The 17586-nt window shown below is 34.8% G+C and carries 16 protein-coding genes; all 16 read right to left on the reverse strand.

Translation table 11 applies throughout. The annotated features are described in order from the left end of the window. Positions 1-59 precede the first annotated feature (59 nt). The 16 genes from IAE51_RS06595 to rpe all read right to left on the reverse strand — a co-directional run bounded on the left by IAE51_RS06595 (position 60) and on the right by rpe (position 17555). Entirely contained in the window at positions 60-719 is a 660-nt protein-coding gene (locus tag IAE51_RS06595) for a trimeric intracellular cation channel family protein (protein ID WP_004254956.1), read from the reverse strand. A gap of 106 nt (positions 720-825) precedes the next feature. Then, a complete protein-coding gene (gene thrS / locus IAE51_RS06600) occupies positions 826-2766 on the reverse strand; it encodes a threonine--tRNA ligase (RefSeq protein WP_200095040.1) in 1941 nt (646 codons plus the stop codon). A gap of 561 nt (positions 2767-3327) precedes the next feature. Further along, complete coding sequence (locus IAE51_RS06605) at positions 3328-3645, reverse strand: ATP cone domain-containing protein (RefSeq protein WP_004254946.1); 318 nt, start codon at positions 3643-3645, stop codon at positions 3328-3330. Between the two features lie 57 nt (positions 3646-3702). Beyond that, positions 3703-4965, reverse strand: a complete 1263-nt coding sequence (locus IAE51_RS06610; RefSeq protein ID WP_012898456.1) for an Nramp family divalent metal transporter — start codon at positions 4963-4965, stop codon at positions 3703-3705. Positions 4966-5070: 105 nt separating this feature from the next. Next, positions 5071-5679, reverse strand: a complete 609-nt coding sequence (locus IAE51_RS06615) for a nitroreductase family protein (protein WP_010906194.1) — start codon at positions 5677-5679, stop codon at positions 5071-5073. 140 nt (positions 5680-5819) lie between these two features. Then, the gene (gene upp, locus IAE51_RS06620; RefSeq protein ID WP_011835873.1) at positions 5820-6455 is read right to left on the reverse strand and encodes a uracil phosphoribosyltransferase; all 636 of its coding nucleotides are present in this window, start codon (positions 6453-6455) and stop codon (positions 5820-5822) included. 225 nt (positions 6456-6680) lie between these two features. Continuing rightward, on the reverse strand, positions 6681-7820 hold the full coding sequence (locus IAE51_RS06625) for a cation:proton antiporter (RefSeq protein ID WP_004254931.1): 1140 nt from the start codon (positions 7818-7820) through the stop codon (positions 6681-6683). Positions 7821-7874: 54 nt separating this feature from the next. After that, on the reverse strand, positions 7875-9038 hold the full coding sequence (locus tag IAE51_RS06630) for a MalY/PatB family protein (protein ID WP_200095042.1): 1164 nt from the start codon (positions 9036-9038) through the stop codon (positions 7875-7877). 249 nt (positions 9039-9287) lie between these two features. Next, complete coding sequence (locus IAE51_RS06635; RefSeq protein ID WP_081041166.1) at positions 9288-10376, reverse strand: cystathionine gamma-synthase; 1089 nt, start codon at positions 10374-10376, stop codon at positions 9288-9290. A gap of 36 nt (positions 10377-10412) precedes the next feature. After that, the gene (metA, locus tag IAE51_RS06640) at positions 10413-11372 is read right to left on the reverse strand and encodes a homoserine O-succinyltransferase (RefSeq protein WP_023188678.1); all 960 of its coding nucleotides are present in this window, start codon (positions 11370-11372) and stop codon (positions 10413-10415) included. A gap of 149 nt (positions 11373-11521) precedes the next feature. Then, positions 11522-12082 (reverse strand): NUDIX hydrolase, encoded by a 561-nt coding sequence (locus IAE51_RS06645; protein WP_023188677.1) that lies wholly within the window; start codon positions 12080-12082, stop codon positions 11522-11524. 8 nt (positions 12083-12090) lie between these two features. Continuing rightward, positions 12091-12999: an AEC family transporter gene (locus IAE51_RS06650; RefSeq protein ID WP_012898462.1), complete on the reverse strand. Its 909-nt coding sequence runs from the start codon at positions 12997-12999 to the stop codon at positions 12091-12093. Positions 13000-13134: 135 nt separating this feature from the next. Continuing rightward, positions 13135-14004, reverse strand: coding sequence for an aldose 1-epimerase family protein (locus IAE51_RS06655; protein WP_033900845.1), 870 nt, complete (start codon positions 14002-14004; stop codon positions 13135-13137). A gap of 313 nt (positions 14005-14317) precedes the next feature. Next, on the reverse strand, positions 14318-15262 hold the full coding sequence (locus tag IAE51_RS06660; protein ID WP_004254890.1) for a 3'-5' exoribonuclease YhaM family protein: 945 nt from the start codon (positions 15260-15262) through the stop codon (positions 14318-14320). Positions 15263-15508: 246 nt separating this feature from the next. After that, positions 15509-16813 (reverse strand): DNA recombination protein RmuC, encoded by a 1305-nt coding sequence (rmuC, locus tag IAE51_RS06665; RefSeq protein WP_004254886.1) that lies wholly within the window; start codon positions 16811-16813, stop codon positions 15509-15511. Between the two features lie 91 nt (positions 16814-16904). Further along, positions 16905-17555: a ribulose-phosphate 3-epimerase gene (rpe, locus tag IAE51_RS06670; RefSeq protein WP_004254883.1), complete on the reverse strand. Its 651-nt coding sequence runs from the start codon at positions 17553-17555 to the stop codon at positions 16905-16907. Positions 17556-17586: the final 31 nt, after the last annotated feature.

Raw genomic sequence — 17586 nt, forward strand, 5'->3', positions numbered from 1 at the left:
ATACCTTTTTTTATCTTACGTCCGGAAAATCCCACGGTTGTCATGTTTTATTAAATACATTAATATTCGATTCTTGGTAAATTTAGTTTTCTTTGTTCCGAAATGATTCTGATGAGAACGATAAAGATGACAGAAATAAACAAAGCTAAGTTATGGCTGATTACCGATTGAAGGTATACATATAGAATTCCACCAATAATACATGGTAGGGCATAGATGTTTTCTCTAAAAATCATCGGAACTTGATTTGCAATCACATCGCGTATCATTCCACCACCGACACCTGTCAATACTCCTAAGAATACAATGAAGAAGATATTTTGTGAATAACCATGTGCTATTCCAGCATCAATCCCTAATACAGTAAAAATTCCTAGACCTATGGCATCAGAAACTAAGAGAAGATTATTGTAGAAACGTGCTGCTTTAAAAATACTCAATGCTTCTCTTCTTGATTTAATTATTAGTGCTACAAGCATAGCTACTATTGATGCAATAATCGAAATAACTATAAAAAATGGCGATTTTAATGCTGTAGGAGGTGTTGCTCCTAAGAGTAAATCTCGAAATATCCCACCACCAACAGCTGTTATTACTGACATCACAAGAATACCAAAAATATCTAGTTTATGATTGATCCCCACCACGGTCCCCGAAATAGCGAATGCTACGGTTCCTAAAATTTCCAAAAATAAATAAAAACTGCTAATCACTTCCATATCCCTTTATACTTCACCTTAATAATCTTTTTAGTACAATTTATTATACCCTATAATTCTCCAATATAAATAAAAAAGAGACTGATTTTCAACAGTCTCTTTTTCTTTAATCAACGCGGCTAAAATTAGCAACATCTGCGCTGATATTTTCAATAAATTCTTCAAGCGGAATGACTTTTGTTTCTTTTGAGCCATAACGACGAATATTTACAGTTCCATCAGCTTGTTCTTGGTCTCCAATAACGATTTGATATGGAATTTTGTGTGTTTGTGATTGACGAATCTTCCAGCCCATTTTTTCATTGGCTTCATCGACAACAACGCGGAATCCTTTATCTTGAAGTTCACGTTGAATTTTCCAAGCATAATCGGCATGAATTTCATTATTTACTGGGATAATGGTTGCTTGAGTTGGAGCGAGCCATGTTGGGAAAGCACCTTTATAAACTTCGATAAGGTAGGCAATGAAACGTTCAAGTGTTGAGATTACGCCACGGTGAATCATTACTGGGCGATGTTTTTCCCCGTCAGCACCGATATACGAAATGTCAAAGTTTTCAGGATTAAGGAAGTCCAACTGAATAGTTGAAAGTGTTTCTTCATTACCAAGCGCAGTTTTAACTTGAATGTCAAGTTTAGGACCGTAAAATGCTGCTTCTCCTTCTGCTTCAACGTAGTCAAGATTCATGTCATCCATTGTCGCTTTGAGCATGGCTTGAGATTTTTCCCACATTTCATCATCTGGGAAATACTTCACTGTATCTTTAGGGTCACGGTAGCTGAGTCGGAAGCTGTAATCATTGATTCCAAAGTCACGGTACATGTCCATAATCAATTGAAGAATTTTACTAAATTCTTCTTGAACTTGTTCTAACATGACGAAAGTATGACCATCATTCAAAGTCATTTCGCGGACACGTTGAAGTCCTGAGAGTGCTCCTGATTTTTCATAACGGTGCATCATCCCAAATTCAGCAATACGAATTGGGAGTTCACGATAAGAGTGAACGTGATGTTTATAGATAGCAATATGGCTCGGACAGTTCATTGGACGAAGTTCCATTTCTTCGCCATCACCCATATCCATTGGTGGATACATATCTTCATGGTAATGTTGCCAGTGACCTGATTGTTTATAAGTATTAAGGTTCATCATGACTGGTGTGATAACGTGTTGATAACCATTTTTCACCTCTTGGTCAACGACAAAACGTTCAATAATTCGACGAATTGTTGCTCCAGCTGGGAGCCAGTAAGCAGTTCCCGCACCAAGTTCTGCGTCATTAAAGAACAAGTCAAGTTCGCGACCGAGTTTACGGTGGTCACGTTCTTTTGCTTCTTCACGAAGTTTAAGATTTTCTTCTAATTCTTCTTTTGTAAACCAAGCTGTACCGTAAATACGTTGCATCATCTTGTTATCAGAATTACCGCGCCAGTAAGCACCTGCAACGTTGAGAAGGTGGAAAAATTTGATGACACCAGTTGATGGAACGTGTGGGCCGCGGCAAAGGTCAGTATATTCACCTTGAGTATAGATAGTAAGTCCACCTTCATCTTCATTGTGTTCTTCAATGAGTTCGAGTTTGTATGGATCATTTGCAAAAATTTCTTTTGCTTCTTCTTTGCTTACTTTTTTACGTTCTGATTTGAAGTTTTCTTTAACAATTTTCTTCATTTCAGCTTCAATTGTTGCCAAATCATCATTTGAAATTTGACCGGCTTCGTTATCTGTATCGTAATAGAAACCATCTTGAATAGCTGGTCCAACACCCAAGTGAATATCAGGGAAATGGCGTTTTGCTGCTTGAGCAAAAAGGTGAGCAGCTGAATGTCGTAAAATTCCAAGTGCCTCTTCATGGTCTGGTGTTACAATTTCAAAGTTGCTATCTTCATTGATTGCTCGAGTGGCATCAATTAATTTTCCGTTGACCTTACCTGCAAGTGTTTTTTTAGCAAGACTAGGTGAGATTGATTTAGCAATTTCAAATGTTGTTACGCCCGCCTCAAATTCTTTTACGTTACCGTCTGGAAATGTTATTTTAATCATTTTATGTGCCTTTCTTTAATCTTTTTTTAGTTGGAAATTACTGACAGAAAAATCCGAATTGCTTGGGAGCAATGAATTACTTGTTAAAAGTCTTGTCAATAATTTATGGAAATAAAAAAACGCAAATCTCATCCTATAAAGGACGCTACTTGCGTGTTACCACCTTTGTTCTATTTGCTGACAAAATTCGTTAAGCTCTTTCTAGCAATTATTGCTTACAAAAGTGCTCAATTTCTAGCTATAAAATTGCTGTCAGTAAATTTCTCTTCTTTGACGTAACGTGTCAGAGACGCTTTTCTGTTGTCCAAAAAAGAATTTAACTTACAAAAAGTCTGTAAGTAGTGAGTGGTATTTTTAGCTGCCATTTTCAGGCTCGCATCAACCGCCTGATTTCTTAGAAATTTTCACTAAAAACATGTCTCTTTTTATATTGTAAAGCTTGACCTAAAATTTGTCAAGAAGGAAATAATACTAAATAAAATTACTGACAGCCCAAAATTAAAAGTTCTGTCAGTAATTTTTACTGACGAGTAAAAAAGAACTCAATGAGTTCTTTTTATATTAATGTCTTTGCTCAATATTTTGCTTTGTTTTGTAAGCAAGAAAATCGCGTGCCACATCTTTATCAAAATCATTGAGTTGTTTTATCACTTGGTTTTGAATCGTTTCAATCTCAATTTTTTCAAAAGAGAGCTCAGCAATTACTTTTTCAACGACTTTTGTTACATTATTAGCAATCATATTGGCGTGGAGCGGTTTATCTTTGTATTTACCATTGATTGCAGCTTTGAATACTGCCGTTTGAATGCGGAAGCTATCCCAGTCAACGACATGTCCATTACGTTTGATAACTACTTTATTAACTAATTTTGCTTGCATCAATTTCTCCTTATTTTTTAATCTTCTTACAATACTATTATACCAAATTTTTCGGAATTATTTAAAAGTTTCGACGATTAATACGATATTGAGTAAAGTTACAAAAACTCCTGTTGCTAATAAGAGCCACTTTGTAAACCAAACATTTTTATATTTGCCCATTACTCTTTTAGAACTTGTCAAATAAATTTGCAAAAAGATAGTAATTGGTAATTGGATACTTAAGAAAACCTGTGAATAAATTAAAATATTAAAGGGCGAAGTCACAAAACTTAAAGCGCAAATGGCAATCGTTGCTCCAATTATTGTGATTAAAACACCTAATTTACTATGTGGGTCTTGTGCATCATAAGGTTCTGCAAAGATTCCTGCAAAAATTGACCCACCTGCCATTCCGGCTGTTACCGATGAGGCTACTCCTGCAAAAAGAAAAGCAATCGCAAAAATAATTGCAGCCACTGGACCAAGGAGAGGAACGAGCATTTCTTGTGCTTGATTAATTTCTGTTACAATTCGAGGGAAAAATAAAGCCGCAGCAATGATAATAATTGCAGAATTAATCACCCAGCCTAGAAACATTGAAAAAATTGTATCAAAGAACTCAAAACGCAATTGTCTTTCCATCACCGCTTCATCTTTTAAATTCCACTGACGACTTTGAATAACTTCCGAGTGTAAAAATAGATTATGTGGCATGACAACGGCCCCTAGGGCTGACATGATGATTGGCATTGATTTTGCATCAACAAAAGGAATGACCATTCCTTTTGCTGCTTGTCCCCAATTAATATGTGGAATAATAAAAATTTCTAGTAAAAGTGCAATCCCAATCAAACTTACAAAACCAATAATAACTTTTTCAATTTTAGGATATGAATTACTAAACAAAAACCAGATAACCAAACCAGCTGTTAAAATTGCTCCTACCACAATTGGTAATTTAAAGAGCATTTGCAAAGCTATTGCTCCACCCAAAATTTCAGCAACTGCTGTCGAAATAGAAGCTAAAACTCCCGTTCCCAAAACTGTTCTACTGAGCCAGGGTCTAAGGTATTGGGTCGCATTTTCTGACAAACACTTTCCTGTGACAATCCCTAAGTGGGCCACATTATGCTGGAGAAAAGCCAACATAATTGTTGATAGTGTAATTACCCAAAGTAATTTATAACCAAATTGAGAACCCGCAGCAAGATTAGCAGCCCAATTTCCTGGATCTATAAATCCCACCGCAACAATCAATCCTGGTCCAACATACTTCAAAAAATCAAGGGCTGGATATTTTTTATCTTGTAAAAATCGCCTCATTTTTATCCTTTTCATTTTCACTTCCTTTTGGACAATTATAGCATGCAGCTTTTAAGAGTTCAACTTTACAAAATAAAAAACCGTCAGTAAATTTTACTGACGGTCATTAAAAATGATTGATTATTTAGCAACGATGAAACGGTCTGCATCATCCATGAAAGTTTTTTCGCCAGCAGGTGCTTCGATTGAACCAAATACAAGTTGTCCACGAAGTTTCCAGCTTTCTGGAAGATTCCATTCTTTAGCAACAGCTTCGTCAATCAATGGATTGTAGTGTTGCAAGTTAGCGCCTAAACCTAGTTCAGCAAGAGCAGTCCATACATTTACAGAAATAATTCCTGAACCTTGTTCTGACCAAACTGGGAAGTTATCTGCATAAAGAGCAAATTGTTCTTGAAGATTTTTAACAACTGCTTGGTCTTCAAAGAAAAGAATTGTACCAAAAGCAGCTTTAAATCCATCAAGTTTTGCACGTGTGTTATCCCAAGCTGATTCAGGAACACCTTGTGCTTCCATGGCTGCTTTAAGTTCTGGGGCAACAATTTCATCCCAAAGTTTATCTTGGGCATCACCTGTGAGAATCAAAAGACGTCCAGTTTGTGAATTGAAAGCTGTTGGTGAAAAACGTACAGCTTCTTTAATTGTTTCAATCACTTTTTCTTCATCTTGAACGTTTCTTCCAAGAGCGTAGATTGTGCGACGGTTTTCTAATGATTTAATGAATGACATAATAATTACTTCCTTTTTGTTTTTATTGTTTACACATGTAATCTTATCAAATAAATTTACACTTGTAAACTATTTTGATTCAAAAAATTACTTTTTTTATAAAATAAAAAAAATCCCTATTTGAAATAGGGATAAATTTATTATTTAGTACCAAACAAACGGTCTCCAGCATCACCAAGACCTGGGACAATATAACCATGTTCATTAAGTTTTTCATCCAAAGCTGCAGTATAAATTTCAATATCTGGATGTGCTTCTTGGAGAGCTTTCACTCCTTCTGGTGCAGCAACAAGACAAACAAATTTAATATTTTCTGCTTTAGCATTTCGTTTTTTAAGAGAATCAACTGCTAAAATTGCTGAACCACCAGTTGCAAGCATTGGGTCAACAAGGAAAATTTGACGGTCAGCAATGTCGGCTGGAAGTTTCACTAAATATTCAACTGGTTTAAGTGTTTCTTCGTCACGATACATTCCGATATGCCCTACACGAGCAGCTGGAATCAATTTCAAAATTCCGTCTACCATCCCAATACCAGCACGCAAGATTGGTACAATCGCTAATTTTTTACCTGCGATTTGTTTAACCGTCGTTTTTTGAACGGGTGTTTCGATTTCGACATCTTCAAGGGGTAAATCTCTTGATACTTCGTAGGCCATGAGCATTCCAATTTCATCAACAAGTTCACGGAATTCTTTTGTCGATGCCTCTTTACGACGCAAGATTGAGAGTTTGTGTTGAATCAATGGATGTTCTACGACTTGAAATTTTGACATTTTGATTTTCCTTTCGCTAGATCCCTTTGCTAAGCAAAGTTCAGATTTATAAACTGCCTTTAAAAGGCAATTTTGCTAATTTTAGGCAAAATTTTTTAGAGCCTAGCAAGTTCGCTATTCTCTAAAAGCATTTTTTCTATTTTACCACTTTTTTGGTCTTTTTGGGAGGAATAAGATGAAATTTAAAAAAATTTAAATTTTTCGTCTTTTATTCTTTATTTTTTCTTAATTATCATATTTTTTCAAGACCATTTTAATTAAAAATGGTGCTAATACAGTTGCTAAAATAATCACGATAACCAGCTCCGAATAAACTTCATCTGTGATAATGGCACTCGTCAGACCAATTTGAGCCACAATCAGAGCCATTTCCCCTCGTGAAATCATTCCTGTTCCAATCAACATACTCTCACCAGTACTTAATTTACTTGCTTTTCCAACAAAATAGGCGGGGATAAATTTCGTCAAAATTGCTAAGAAGGTAAAGAGTAAAATTATCCAAGGATGATGAATCAAACTATCGAATTGAACAGATATGGCGATAAGTACAAAGAATACTGGGATAAAAATAACATAACCGATTGCTGAAGTATATTCTTCAATCTTATGACTTACTTCTGTTTGTGAAATAGCAAGTCCTGCAAAGAAACTACCTATTACCGCTGACATTCCTACGCTATCAGCAAGTAGACTTAAGCCCAAACAAATAATCAAGGCAACAATCGTATTTTTGTTGGCAATGGGTAGTTTTTGGACGAATTTCCAAAATCTTGGAATAAGCTTATGCACAAGAAATAAAAAGGCAAAAAAGAGAAGTTCAAGCAAAAATTGGATGAAAAGATGAGAACCAGAACCACCATTTTTAAAACTAGTAAAAATTGATAAAATCAATACAGCTAAAATATCATCAACAACTGCTGCTCCTAGAATAATCGAACCTGCACGTGTACTGAGTTTACCATATTCTTGTAAGACTTCAACCGTAATCGACACTGAGGTCGCAGCGAAAACAATTCCATAAAAGAAACTGGTCGATATTCCGTAACCAAAGCCAAAAGCAACAAGTCCAAAGGCAATTAATGGCACAATTACACCACCAACTGCAACGAGCATTGATGCTTTAAAATTTTTCTTTAGAACAGTTAAATCACTCTCAATTCCTGCTAAGAACATGAGTAAGATAACTCCAATCTCAGACATCACTTCTAGAACATGACCGCTATGAACCAAGCCTAAAACTGATGGAGCAATCAAAATCCCAACAAGCATTTGTCCAACGACAGCTGGAATTTTAAGGCGTCTTGAAACAAGAGTAGCAATTAAAGAGGCAATTAAAACAATTGTGAGTTGTAAAATATCATTCATAAGTTGATTTTAACATATTTTTCATTCTTAAAAACACATTTTCGACTAAAATCCTTAAATTTTGAATGTTTCTACGAGTCGTTTGCTTGCTTCTTCAATCAATGAAAAAGGTGCAGCAGCATTTAATCTGGCATGCGCTTGTCCAGCTTTTCCAAAGCTTATTCCTTTATTTAGAATCACACCTGCCTCTTCTGCTAATTTTTCATCCAATACCTTATCTTCTAATTGATATTCAGAAAAATCAAGCCAAATTAAATAGGTTCCTTGAGGTTTCATTACTTTGATTTTTGTTTTTTGATGAAGTTCTGACTCAATATAAGTGATATTTTTTTCAAGCACATTTTTGAGTTCATTTAACCATTCATTTCCATTTTCATAAGCAACTTTGGTGGCTAGCATTCCTAAAGTGCTAATTTCTTGTTGATTATTTGCTAGTCTTCTTTGCAAGTATTTTTCACGTAAATCTTGGTTTTCAATAATTGCATAAGCGCATTTCACGCCAGCAATGTTAAAACTTTTAGTGGCAGAAGATAAAACAACTGAAAAATCTTTGAAGTCTTCTGAAAGAGTGTTAAAGGTCTGATGCTGATGACCAAACAATGTTAAATCTTGATGAATTTCATCAGAAACGACAATCACATTATGCTTTTTACAAATTTGACCAAGTTTTATCAGTTCTTCTTTCGTCCACACGCGCCCACCAGGATTGTGGGGGTTACAAAGAATATATAATTTCACGGAATTTTCAACAATTTCTTTTTCAAAAACTTCAAAATCAATTAGAAATTCCCCATTTTTTTCCATCAGTTTATTTTCAATTAGCTTTCGATTATTTAGCTTAACTGTTCTGGCAAACGGGGGATAAACAGGTGTGTTTATTAAAACAGCATCATTTTCTTTGGTCAATGCTTGAATGGCCAGACCAATTCCTGGAACAACTCCTTCAACCAAAATTAAAGCTTCTTTAGAAAAGTCATACTGATGTTGATTTTTTTCCCAATTTTGAATGCTTTTAATTAAATCTTCTTCAACATAAGCATATCCATAAACTCCATAGTCTGCGTAATCATGGATACTTTGTTTTATTTCTGGTAAGGTAAGAAAATCCATATCAGCCACCCACAATGGAAGTTTATGAGGATTCTCTTTTATTTCTTGCCATTTTACAGAATTGTGGTCAAGTCGATTTGGAATGGTTGTAAAATCATATTTTGTCATTTTTATACTCTCTTTTTTCTTTTCGTCATAGGATAGCTGTCACTGCTTTAGCAGTTTACAGATATGATAGTAGTTCCATCAGTAAAAAATTTACTGACAGAACATATTTTAGCACTTATGGATATGCTGGTAGTCTCATCATAGGATAGCCGTTGGCGCTTCGCTTTAGCGGATAGACAAAACGGACAGCGTAGCACGCAGTGCGTAGATAGCCTTTACGGATATGCTAGTTTGTTCATCAGTAATTTTTTAATTTTCTAAAGCTTCTTTGAGGTCTTCTATTAAATCGCGAACATCTTCTATCCCAATCGAAAGGCGAAGCAAATCATCTGTTAAACCATAACTTTCTCTAATCTCAAGTGGAATATCATGGTGAGTTTGCGCTGTTGGATAAGTGATTAAAGATTCAACACCTCCTAAGCTTTCAGCAAATGTAAAAACGCTCAAGTGATTTAAAATAGCAGGAATTTTGTTTTTGTCAGTAACTTTTAGAGAAATCATACCACCTAATCCTGGGTAAAGTACTTCTTTTACTGATGGAAGTTTTTTTAGGAAAGTCACAATTTTTTGGGCATTTTTAGTTGCCCTCTCCATTCTGAGGCTTAAAGTTTTCAAACCTCGCATGACAAGATAACTGTCAAATGGAGAAAGAACTGCTCCAGTAGTATTGAGCTGATATAATAATCTTTCATAAAGTTCTTCATCATAAACAATGACCGCTCCAGCCAAGACGTCATTATGTCCTGATAAATATTTTGTTGCCGAATGAATCACTAAATCCGCACCCAATTCTAATGGTTTTTGATAAATTGGGGTATAAAAAGTATTGTCAACAATCACTTTTGCATGATATGCCTGTGCTTTATTGGCGATTTTTTCAATATTATATTTAACCATCATTGGATTTGTCGGTGTTTCAATATAAACAATATCAGTATTTTCATCTATTAGCTCAAGCATTTCTTTTTCAGTTTTAGCATAGGAAAAGCAAAATCGCCCCTCTTTTTCTTGTTCATCGAACCAGCGAAATGAACCTCCATACAAATCTCGACTGGCAACGATTTTGGAACCGACTGGAAAAACTGAAAAGGCCAAGACAATTGCAGCCATTCCTGACGAAGTTGCTAGAGCAAATTGTCCTGATTCAATTGAAGCAAGTGCTTCTTCCAAGGTTGCTCTTGTTGGATTTTTTGTTCTGGTGTAATCAAAGCCAGTCGATTGACCAAATTCTGGATGTTGATAGGTCGTTGAAAAATGCAAAGGACTAACTAAAGCTCCCGTTGCCTCATCTTGATGAATTCCGACTTGCGCCAATAAAGTATCTAATCTTTTATCCATAAATTTCCTCATTTTTTAACTCATTATTTTTTACTTTTACTCTTTTTGATTAAAATCATAATTTTCTTCATTCAAATGTTGACTCAGACGTTCTCCTAGATAAGGCGTTCCTTGATAAACCGCATAATTCAACCAATTTGAAAAAAAGAGGGAAGCTGCTGAAGCCCAAGTACTTTTTGGCTTATTTTTATCATCATTTTCTGGAAAATAATTTTGGGGAAGATTGGGTTTCAGTCCCTCTTCTTTATCTCTCTCATATTCCCAAGCTAAAGTTTCACGGTCATATTCTAAATGGCCAAAAAGGTAAATTTCACGCAAATTTTTCTTCGCTAAAATTGAAAATCCGGTTTCTTTGGAGCTTGACAAGACTTCCAAATCAGGTACTTTTTTTATTTCTGATGGATTTGATTGGGTATATCGCGATTGTGGATAATTAAAAAAATCATCAAATCCTCTAAATAATGGATTTTTAGGTTGCTCTACTGAGCTTTTGTAAATACCACACAATTTTTGCGGAAGATTTTCTTTAGTTACACCATAGCGAGCATAAAGTGCCGCTTGTGCCCCCCAACAAATATGCAGACTTGAATAGACATGGCTTTTAGACCAGTCAATAATTTTCAAAAGCTCACTCCAATAGTCCACTTCTTCAAAGTTTAACTGCTCAACCGGAGCTCCTGTGACAATTAATCCGTCGTAATATTGACTCTTAATCTCAGAAAAAGATTTATAGAAGGAATCTAAATGCCCTTGTTTCGTATTTTTAAAATCATGAGAAGTCATATATAAAAATTCAACATTAATTTGTAATGGAGTGTTCGATAGTAATCGTAAAATTTGTCTTTCAGTTATTAATTTACGCGGCATGAGATTGACCACCAGCAAATTTAAAGGGCGAATATTTTGATTCTTCGCTCGTTCATCATTCATAACAAAAATATTATCCGCTCGCAAATCATCAATTGCGGGCAGACCTTCAATCACTTTTACCGGCATAAATCACTCAACTTTCAAATAGAATTAGACTCAATTATAGCCCTTCGTGATTTTTTTGCAATAGTCTCGCATTTTAATTCTGTGATGGTCTAATTTAAAATTTTTAATCTTATAATAAAACTTGCCTATGGCAAGTCTCATTTTGTATTTTATTTATTTATAATTCGAGCAATGATTTTATCATAGATTACTCTCATTTCTTTTTCTGAGGATTTTTCGGAAAATTTTTCTAGGGGAATCCAGGCTAATCCCCCTGTTTCATCCGTATTCTTTTGAAGTGAATCACTTTCCTTTGCTTCAAATAAAAAAGTAACATTAAGATGAATATGAGCACTGACATAACCATATTTTCTGTGATGATGTCCAAAAACAGGTAAGGCTTCAATTGAAATTGGCATTTCTGAAAGTTTTTTGAAAGATCGCAGTCCCGTTTCTTCTTGAACTTCTTTTACCGCTACAGCTAATAAGTCAGCATTGCCGTCAGCATGGCCGCCTACCCAACCCCAACTTTGATAAATCTTATGATAAATTCCTAAAATTTTATCATGACTTTCATTCAAAACAAATGCACTTGCCGTAAAATGTGCAATAGAAGACCGATTCAAATTTTTTTCATCAGCTGCAAAATCTTGAAAAACTTTAAAATCTGTTTTTTCTTGCTGACCTTCTGGTACAAAATTCTCTAATAATTTTTCTATTTGATTTTTCATTTTTCACCTCATAAAATTATTACAATGATACTCATTAAAATTAAAGAAATAAACATGGATAAACTTATTGTCAATCCAGCTAAGGCCTTATCATTTCCAAGTTCTATAGCCTGAATCATATGTAAAAAGGACATTGGGCAAAAGAAGATTAATAAAAGAATTTCTTTTATTATGGCTGGAAATGGAAGGAAAAAATAAACCAAACTAGCTAAAATAAAGGCTAGTAAATAGCGCCAAGTCAATATTTTTAAAACAAGTTTTAATTTTCCCTTTGGCAGACGAAATTCCATAAAAAGCCCAATCGTAAAGATAGATAAAAGAGTATTAGCATTTGCTAAGGGGCGAATTGGAATCAGCCATTCATCCGGAAAAGATAGGCCGAAAATTGCTAAAATAAACATAAAAATATAAACAACAAAGGGTGGATTACGAAATAAGACGCCAAATATTTCTTGTAAGATAAAGCCGTGTTTTTTTCTGCCACTTGAAAGTTCAACAATTGCTTGAGTAGTCCCTGTCACCATTAATGAATTTCCCATGTCAAACATGGCAAGAAATGGAATTGCTGCTGGAAAAAAACTAGAAACAAAAGGAATTGAAAAATTTCCGATATTATAACCTGACAAATCAAACATATAAAGTCCACGTTCTTCAACAGTAGCTTTTCGTCCAATAAATTTTCCTAGAAAAACTAAAAGAAGATTGGAAAAAAGTCCCATAAACATCAAGATAAAAAAAATATTAGAGAGTTTTGTATGATTGACTCCAATTAAAATTGTTGCTGGCAAGGTCAAATAAACAACCATTTTTGAAGTTAATGCTCCGTCTTTTTGATGAAGAATTCTAATTTTCTTTAGTAGGAGAGCTAAAAATAAAACAAGCATGATACTCAAGGCGTTGAGAAGAATTGTAGTCATTATTTTACTTTCTGTCAGTCGTTTTTTATTCTGTCAGTAATTTTGTAACTCCTAAGTTTACTGACAGCCTATCTCAATTAATTCTAGCATTTTTTTAAGCAAAAACTCCCGTAAAAATACGAGAGTCTTTTTTGATTATTTAATTTCAATGGTATATTCACAAGAAAATTTTCCTTCTGGTGCCAATTGATTGATTCCAAATTTGTTGGTAATATCTCCATCAGTATTTTCATCATCTGCAATTCCACACCAAGGTTCGATACAAACAAAGGGTGCTTCATTTGGATAAGGTGACCATAAACCAAAATAAGGCATATTTTTCCATGTTAGGCTGACTTCGTGGTCATCTAATTTATTGGTCAATGAAACTTTCATCTCCTTTGATGAGGTATAAACTAAAGCATCTTTATCAAAAAGTGCTCTTGTTAACGGAAGTTGACTGACTTGACTTTCAACTCTTTCATCTAGTTTCAAAGTTCCTGACGGTGGATCAAGTGGAATAAATGTCCGCTTTTCATCTGGTGAAATTGTTAATTGGTAATCTTCAAAAGTTCCATTTTTTAAAGGAACATTGAAAGCTGGGTGAGCCCCAACGCCAAAAGACATGAATTTTTCATCTTCATTTTTCACTTCATAACGAACTCTAATTTTATTGTCTACTAGTTTATAAGAAACACGGAAAACAAAATGAAAGGGATAGTGGTTTAAGCTATCTTCATTGTCACGAAGTTCAAAAACAAGTTCATCAGCTGATTTCTTAATTAATTCAAAGTCATTATCACGTGCAAAACCGTGTCCGCCCATTTTATAAGTTTTGTCATTATAGCGATATTCCCCATTTTTCAATTTCCCTACGATTGGAAAGAGAACTGGAGCATGACGCCCCCAAAATTTTGCATCTGCTTGCCACAAATATTCAATATCATCATGTTGAATAGAATGCATTTCTGCTCCAAAAGTATCCACAACAACATTTAAGTGGCCATTTTTTAAAGTGTAATTCATAAAAAACTCCTTATATTTTTTTAACTTCCTCTATTTTACCATTTTTACTGACAAAAATTTCTGTCAGTAAAAAAATGTACGTCACACTTCAGAATGTTGACAAAGTACTTTCCACAAAAAATCAAAAAGTTAAATTATGACTCAAATGTCTGTGGAAATAGACAAAAGAGGAGCCCCTTGGGCTCCCCTTTTAACAATCCACTCGACTGCGAGAGTGGAGAGCCTAGCATGAAGCGCGAAGATGTTCCACACCAAATTGCTCAAATTTAGGTGCAAAACAGCTTTTTTATTCACTTGAACCATGCGCCACGGTTTAATCTTTTCTTGGTTTATAAAAATTACGATTAGATAAAGCCCAAACGCGTTGACTAAATTGACCTGGGTCAAGCGTTTGAGTCGCCGTAGTCATCATCATCATATTGGCATCCATAACATCAATTTGATGAATCATTTCTGCTTCCATAATTTGCGGACGAACAGGGCTACCATATTCCAACTCACCATGATGACTCAACAAACAATGACGAAGCATTAATAAATCTTCATTGTCATCATCAAAGCCAAGTTCAATGGCGGCTTTACTCACTTCTTCATCAATCAAAACAATGTGCCCAAGCAAATTTCCGCGCAAAGTATAAGAAGTATTTTCCGCACCTGTAAACTCTAAACATTTTGCCATATCATGCAGTAAAACACCGGCAAACATCAAATTTTCGTTGAGTTGTGGATAAACTTCGCAAACTTTTTCTGCTAATTGAAGCATGGTGGTTGTATGGAAAGCAAGACCTCCTTCAAAAGCATGGTGATTAGTTTTTGCAGCAGGAAATTCATAAAATTCTTTATCAAATTTTTTCAAAATCGTTCGTACAATTCGATTTAAAGTCGCATTTTCAATACGGAAGACGATTGATTGAACATATTCACGTAGATCTTTTTCTTGAACAGGAGAACTTTCTCGGTAATCATGAGGTTGATTAGGTTCACTATCTGTCGCCAAACGTAATTGTATTTTATTGACTTGAGGCATTCCATTATAAAGTTCTTTGAGAGCCTTCATATGTACGACACGTCCAGCTCTAAATTGTTCAACCGCTTTAGGATTGGCATCCCAAATATTTCCGTTGATTGTTCCTGTTCGGTCTTGAAAACTTAAAGCTAAAAAGTCTTTTCCTGCACGAGTTTGACGTAATTCAACTGATTTAATCAGATAAAACCCTTCAAAAAATTCGCCAATTTCTAAGTTTTTAATGAGCACCATGTTTTCTCCTTTAAGATGTGAGAACGAGCATTCAGAAGTGATAAAAATTGTGGTTCTGAATATAATCCAGTTTCTATTTCACACGCTTCTACGAGCCCGAACTCAGTTAAATTAATTTGCAGGGGCGCTTCATTTCACCAAAGAAATAAATGTTTTTCTTTCTTACGTCCCACTTTTATATGTTAATTTTTTACCGCTTTTAAGAGCGACTTTCTTAGATATCGAACCTAAACTAGAAAGAGAAGTTTATTCATTATCTATCCCTAGAAGTTCACTACTTTTACTATTATCAATTTCATTGATATTCCGTAATTTACGATTCATCACATTTGTTCTTGTGGTGATTAGATTGCTAATCTCTTTTTCAGATTGTTGCAGACGTTCTTGAACTTTTTTCAGTGAACCTTCAAACTTACCAAATTCTGTTTTGACAGCACCTAGTAGCTCATAAACTTCAGCTGATTTTTGTTCGATTTGCAAAGTTTTAAAGCCCATTTGCAAACTGTTCAAGACGGCTGTCATTGTCGTTGGACCTGTCACATTGACCTTGTAATCACGACTGATTTGTTCATAAAGTTCAGGGTTATTGACCACTTCCATAAACAGCCCTTCAGTTGGTAAAAACATGATGGCAAAATCGGTTGTTTTTGGTGGAACAATATATTTTTCGCTGATTGATTTGGCTTGAGCTTTGACGGCATTAAACAATGCTTTTCTTGTCTTATCAATTTCCAGACTGTCATTAGATTCTAAAGCCATTTGCAAGCGTTGATAATCTTCCATCGGGAATTTTGAGTCAATTGGTAATAAAAGCTCTGAATCATCAGATTTTCCAGGTAAAATCAAAGCATAATCAACTGCATTGCCCCCTTGGATATTGACTTGTTCACGGTATTGACTACTTGTAAACATTTGCTCTAAAATTCGGCCTAACTGAATTTCACCAACAATCCCACGTGTTTTAACACCGGTCATTACCTTTTGTAAGCTGTCCACATCGCTGGCAAGATTTCTCATTTCACCCAAGCCCTCTTCCACATTTTTCAAATGTAAAGTTACCTGTTCAAAGGATTGCGAAATTCTGCGATTTAATGTTTCTTGCAATTTTTCATCGACCGTTTCTTGAATCTGACTCAATCTTTTATCATTTGAATCTTGTAATTCTTTAAATTTATGGTCAAATTTGGCGGTAATTGACTCTGTCAGTTCTGACAGTTTACTAACTGTTCTATCAGTAGATTCTACCAAACTTACAGAAATTTTTTCTAATTTTTGCTCATTTGAGTTTTGTAAATCTTTAAACTGCCAATCAAACTTACTATTGATATTTTCTGTCAGTGCCGAAAAATCATTATTGACCGAACGTAAACTACTAGAAAGTTCCTGTCTATTTTGCGCAAGTTGCTGGTTAATATCTGAGCGCATTTCCGATAAATTTTGATTAAGATAATTTAACTGATGACTCGTATTTCCTTTGTCAGTTTTTTTGAAAAAATTGGCAAGGGACAGTAAAATCAAAAGTATAAGTAATATAATAATTATGACTTCCATCTTGATTTTTTATTTTCCTACATTTCTAAAAACTTTAAATCAATTCCTAAAGTTTACTGACAAAAAAGCTGTCAGTAACTTTTTGAGAATTTTATAAATTTACACGAAGTTTTTCAATATTTTTCTCAACTTCACCATTAAAAATAAATGACCCTGCAACAAAAACATTAGCTCCGGCAGCTTTAGCAACTTTAATTGTTTGGTCATCAATTCCACCATCAACTTCGATTTCAAAATCAAGCTTTTTATCAGTCCGAATTTGAGCGAGTTCACGAACTTTATCCATCATTTCAGGAATAAATTTTTGACCCCCAAAACCAGGATTGACTGTCATTACTAAGACCATATCCACAAGTGGTAAAACAGTTTTAATCGCCTCTACAGGAGTTCCAGGATTAATAACTACCGAAGCTTTCATGCCGGCATTCTTAATTTTTTGAAGTGCTCCGTGAATATGATGAGTTGCTTCAACATGAATACTCATGCTATCAGCTCCTGCCTTTGCAAAATCCTCCACATATTTTTCAGGATTTTCAACCATCATGTGAACATCGAAAAATAAATGAGTTTGTGCGCGAAGTGCCGAAACAACGCCAGCTCCAAAGGTTAAATTATCCACAAAATGTCCGTCCATTACGTCAATATGTACAAGGTCAGCTCCAGCAGATTCTAAACGTTTCACATCTCTTGCAAAATTTCCAAAGTCTGCTGACAAAATTGATGGAGCAATTTTATTTTTCATTTCTATCCTCTCTCTAAATAACTTGAATTAG

The organism is Lactococcus sp. S64 (assembly GCF_016516525.1).
Lineage (GTDB): Bacteria > Bacillota > Bacilli > Lactobacillales > Streptococcaceae > Lactococcus > Lactococcus lactis.

Excerpts from the sequence above, each read along its gene's own strand:
- IAE51_RS06650 (WP_012898462.1), bottom strand. The coding sequence starts at position 12,999 with ATGACTACAATTCTTCTCAACGCCTTGAGTATCATGCTTGTTTTATTT.
- IAE51_RS06630 (WP_200095042.1), bottom strand. The coding sequence starts at position 9,038 with ATGACAAAATATGATTTTACAACCATTCCAAATCGACTTGACCACAAT.
- IAE51_RS06660 (WP_004254890.1), bottom strand. The coding sequence starts at position 15,262 with ATGGTGCTCATTAAAAACTTAGAAATTGGCGAATTTTTTGAAGGGTTT.
- rmuC (WP_004254886.1), bottom strand. The coding sequence starts at position 16,813 with ATGGAAGTCATAATTATTATATTACTTATACTTTTGATTTTACTGTCC.
- IAE51_RS06645 (WP_023188677.1), bottom strand. The coding sequence starts at position 12,082 with ATGAAAAATCAAATAGAAAAATTATTAGAGAATTTTGTACCAGAAGGT.
- metA (WP_023188678.1), bottom strand. The coding sequence starts at position 11,372 with ATGCCGGTAAAAGTGATTGAAGGTCTGCCCGCAATTGATGATTTGCGA.
- IAE51_RS06610 (WP_012898456.1), bottom strand. The coding sequence starts at position 4,965 with ATGAAAAGGATAAAAATGAGGCGATTTTTACAAGATAAAAAATATCCA.
- IAE51_RS06595 (WP_004254956.1), bottom strand. The coding sequence starts at position 719 with ATGGAAGTGATTAGCAGTTTTTATTTATTTTTGGAAATTTTAGGAACC.
- rpe (WP_004254883.1), bottom strand. The coding sequence starts at position 17,555 with ATGAAAAATAAAATTGCTCCATCAATTTTGTCAGCAGACTTTGGAAAT.
- IAE51_RS06655 (WP_033900845.1), bottom strand. The coding sequence starts at position 14,004 with ATGAATTACACTTTAAAAAATGGCCACTTAAATGTTGTTGTGGATACT.
- IAE51_RS06635 (WP_081041166.1), bottom strand. The coding sequence starts at position 10,376 with ATGGATAAAAGATTAGATACTTTATTGGCGCAAGTCGGAATTCATCAA.
- IAE51_RS06615 (WP_010906194.1), bottom strand. The coding sequence starts at position 5,679 with ATGTCATTCATTAAATCATTAGAAAACCGTCGCACAATCTACGCTCTT.
- IAE51_RS06605 (WP_004254946.1), bottom strand. The coding sequence starts at position 3,645 with ATGCAAGCAAAATTAGTTAATAAAGTAGTTATCAAACGTAATGGACAT.
- upp (WP_011835873.1), bottom strand. The coding sequence starts at position 6,455 with ATGTCAAAATTTCAAGTCGTAGAACATCCATTGATTCAACACAAACTC.
- IAE51_RS06625 (WP_004254931.1), bottom strand. The coding sequence starts at position 7,820 with ATGAATGATATTTTACAACTCACAATTGTTTTAATTGCCTCTTTAATT.
- thrS (WP_200095040.1), bottom strand. The coding sequence starts at position 2,766 with ATGATTAAAATAACATTTCCAGACGGTAACGTAAAAGAATTTGAGGCG.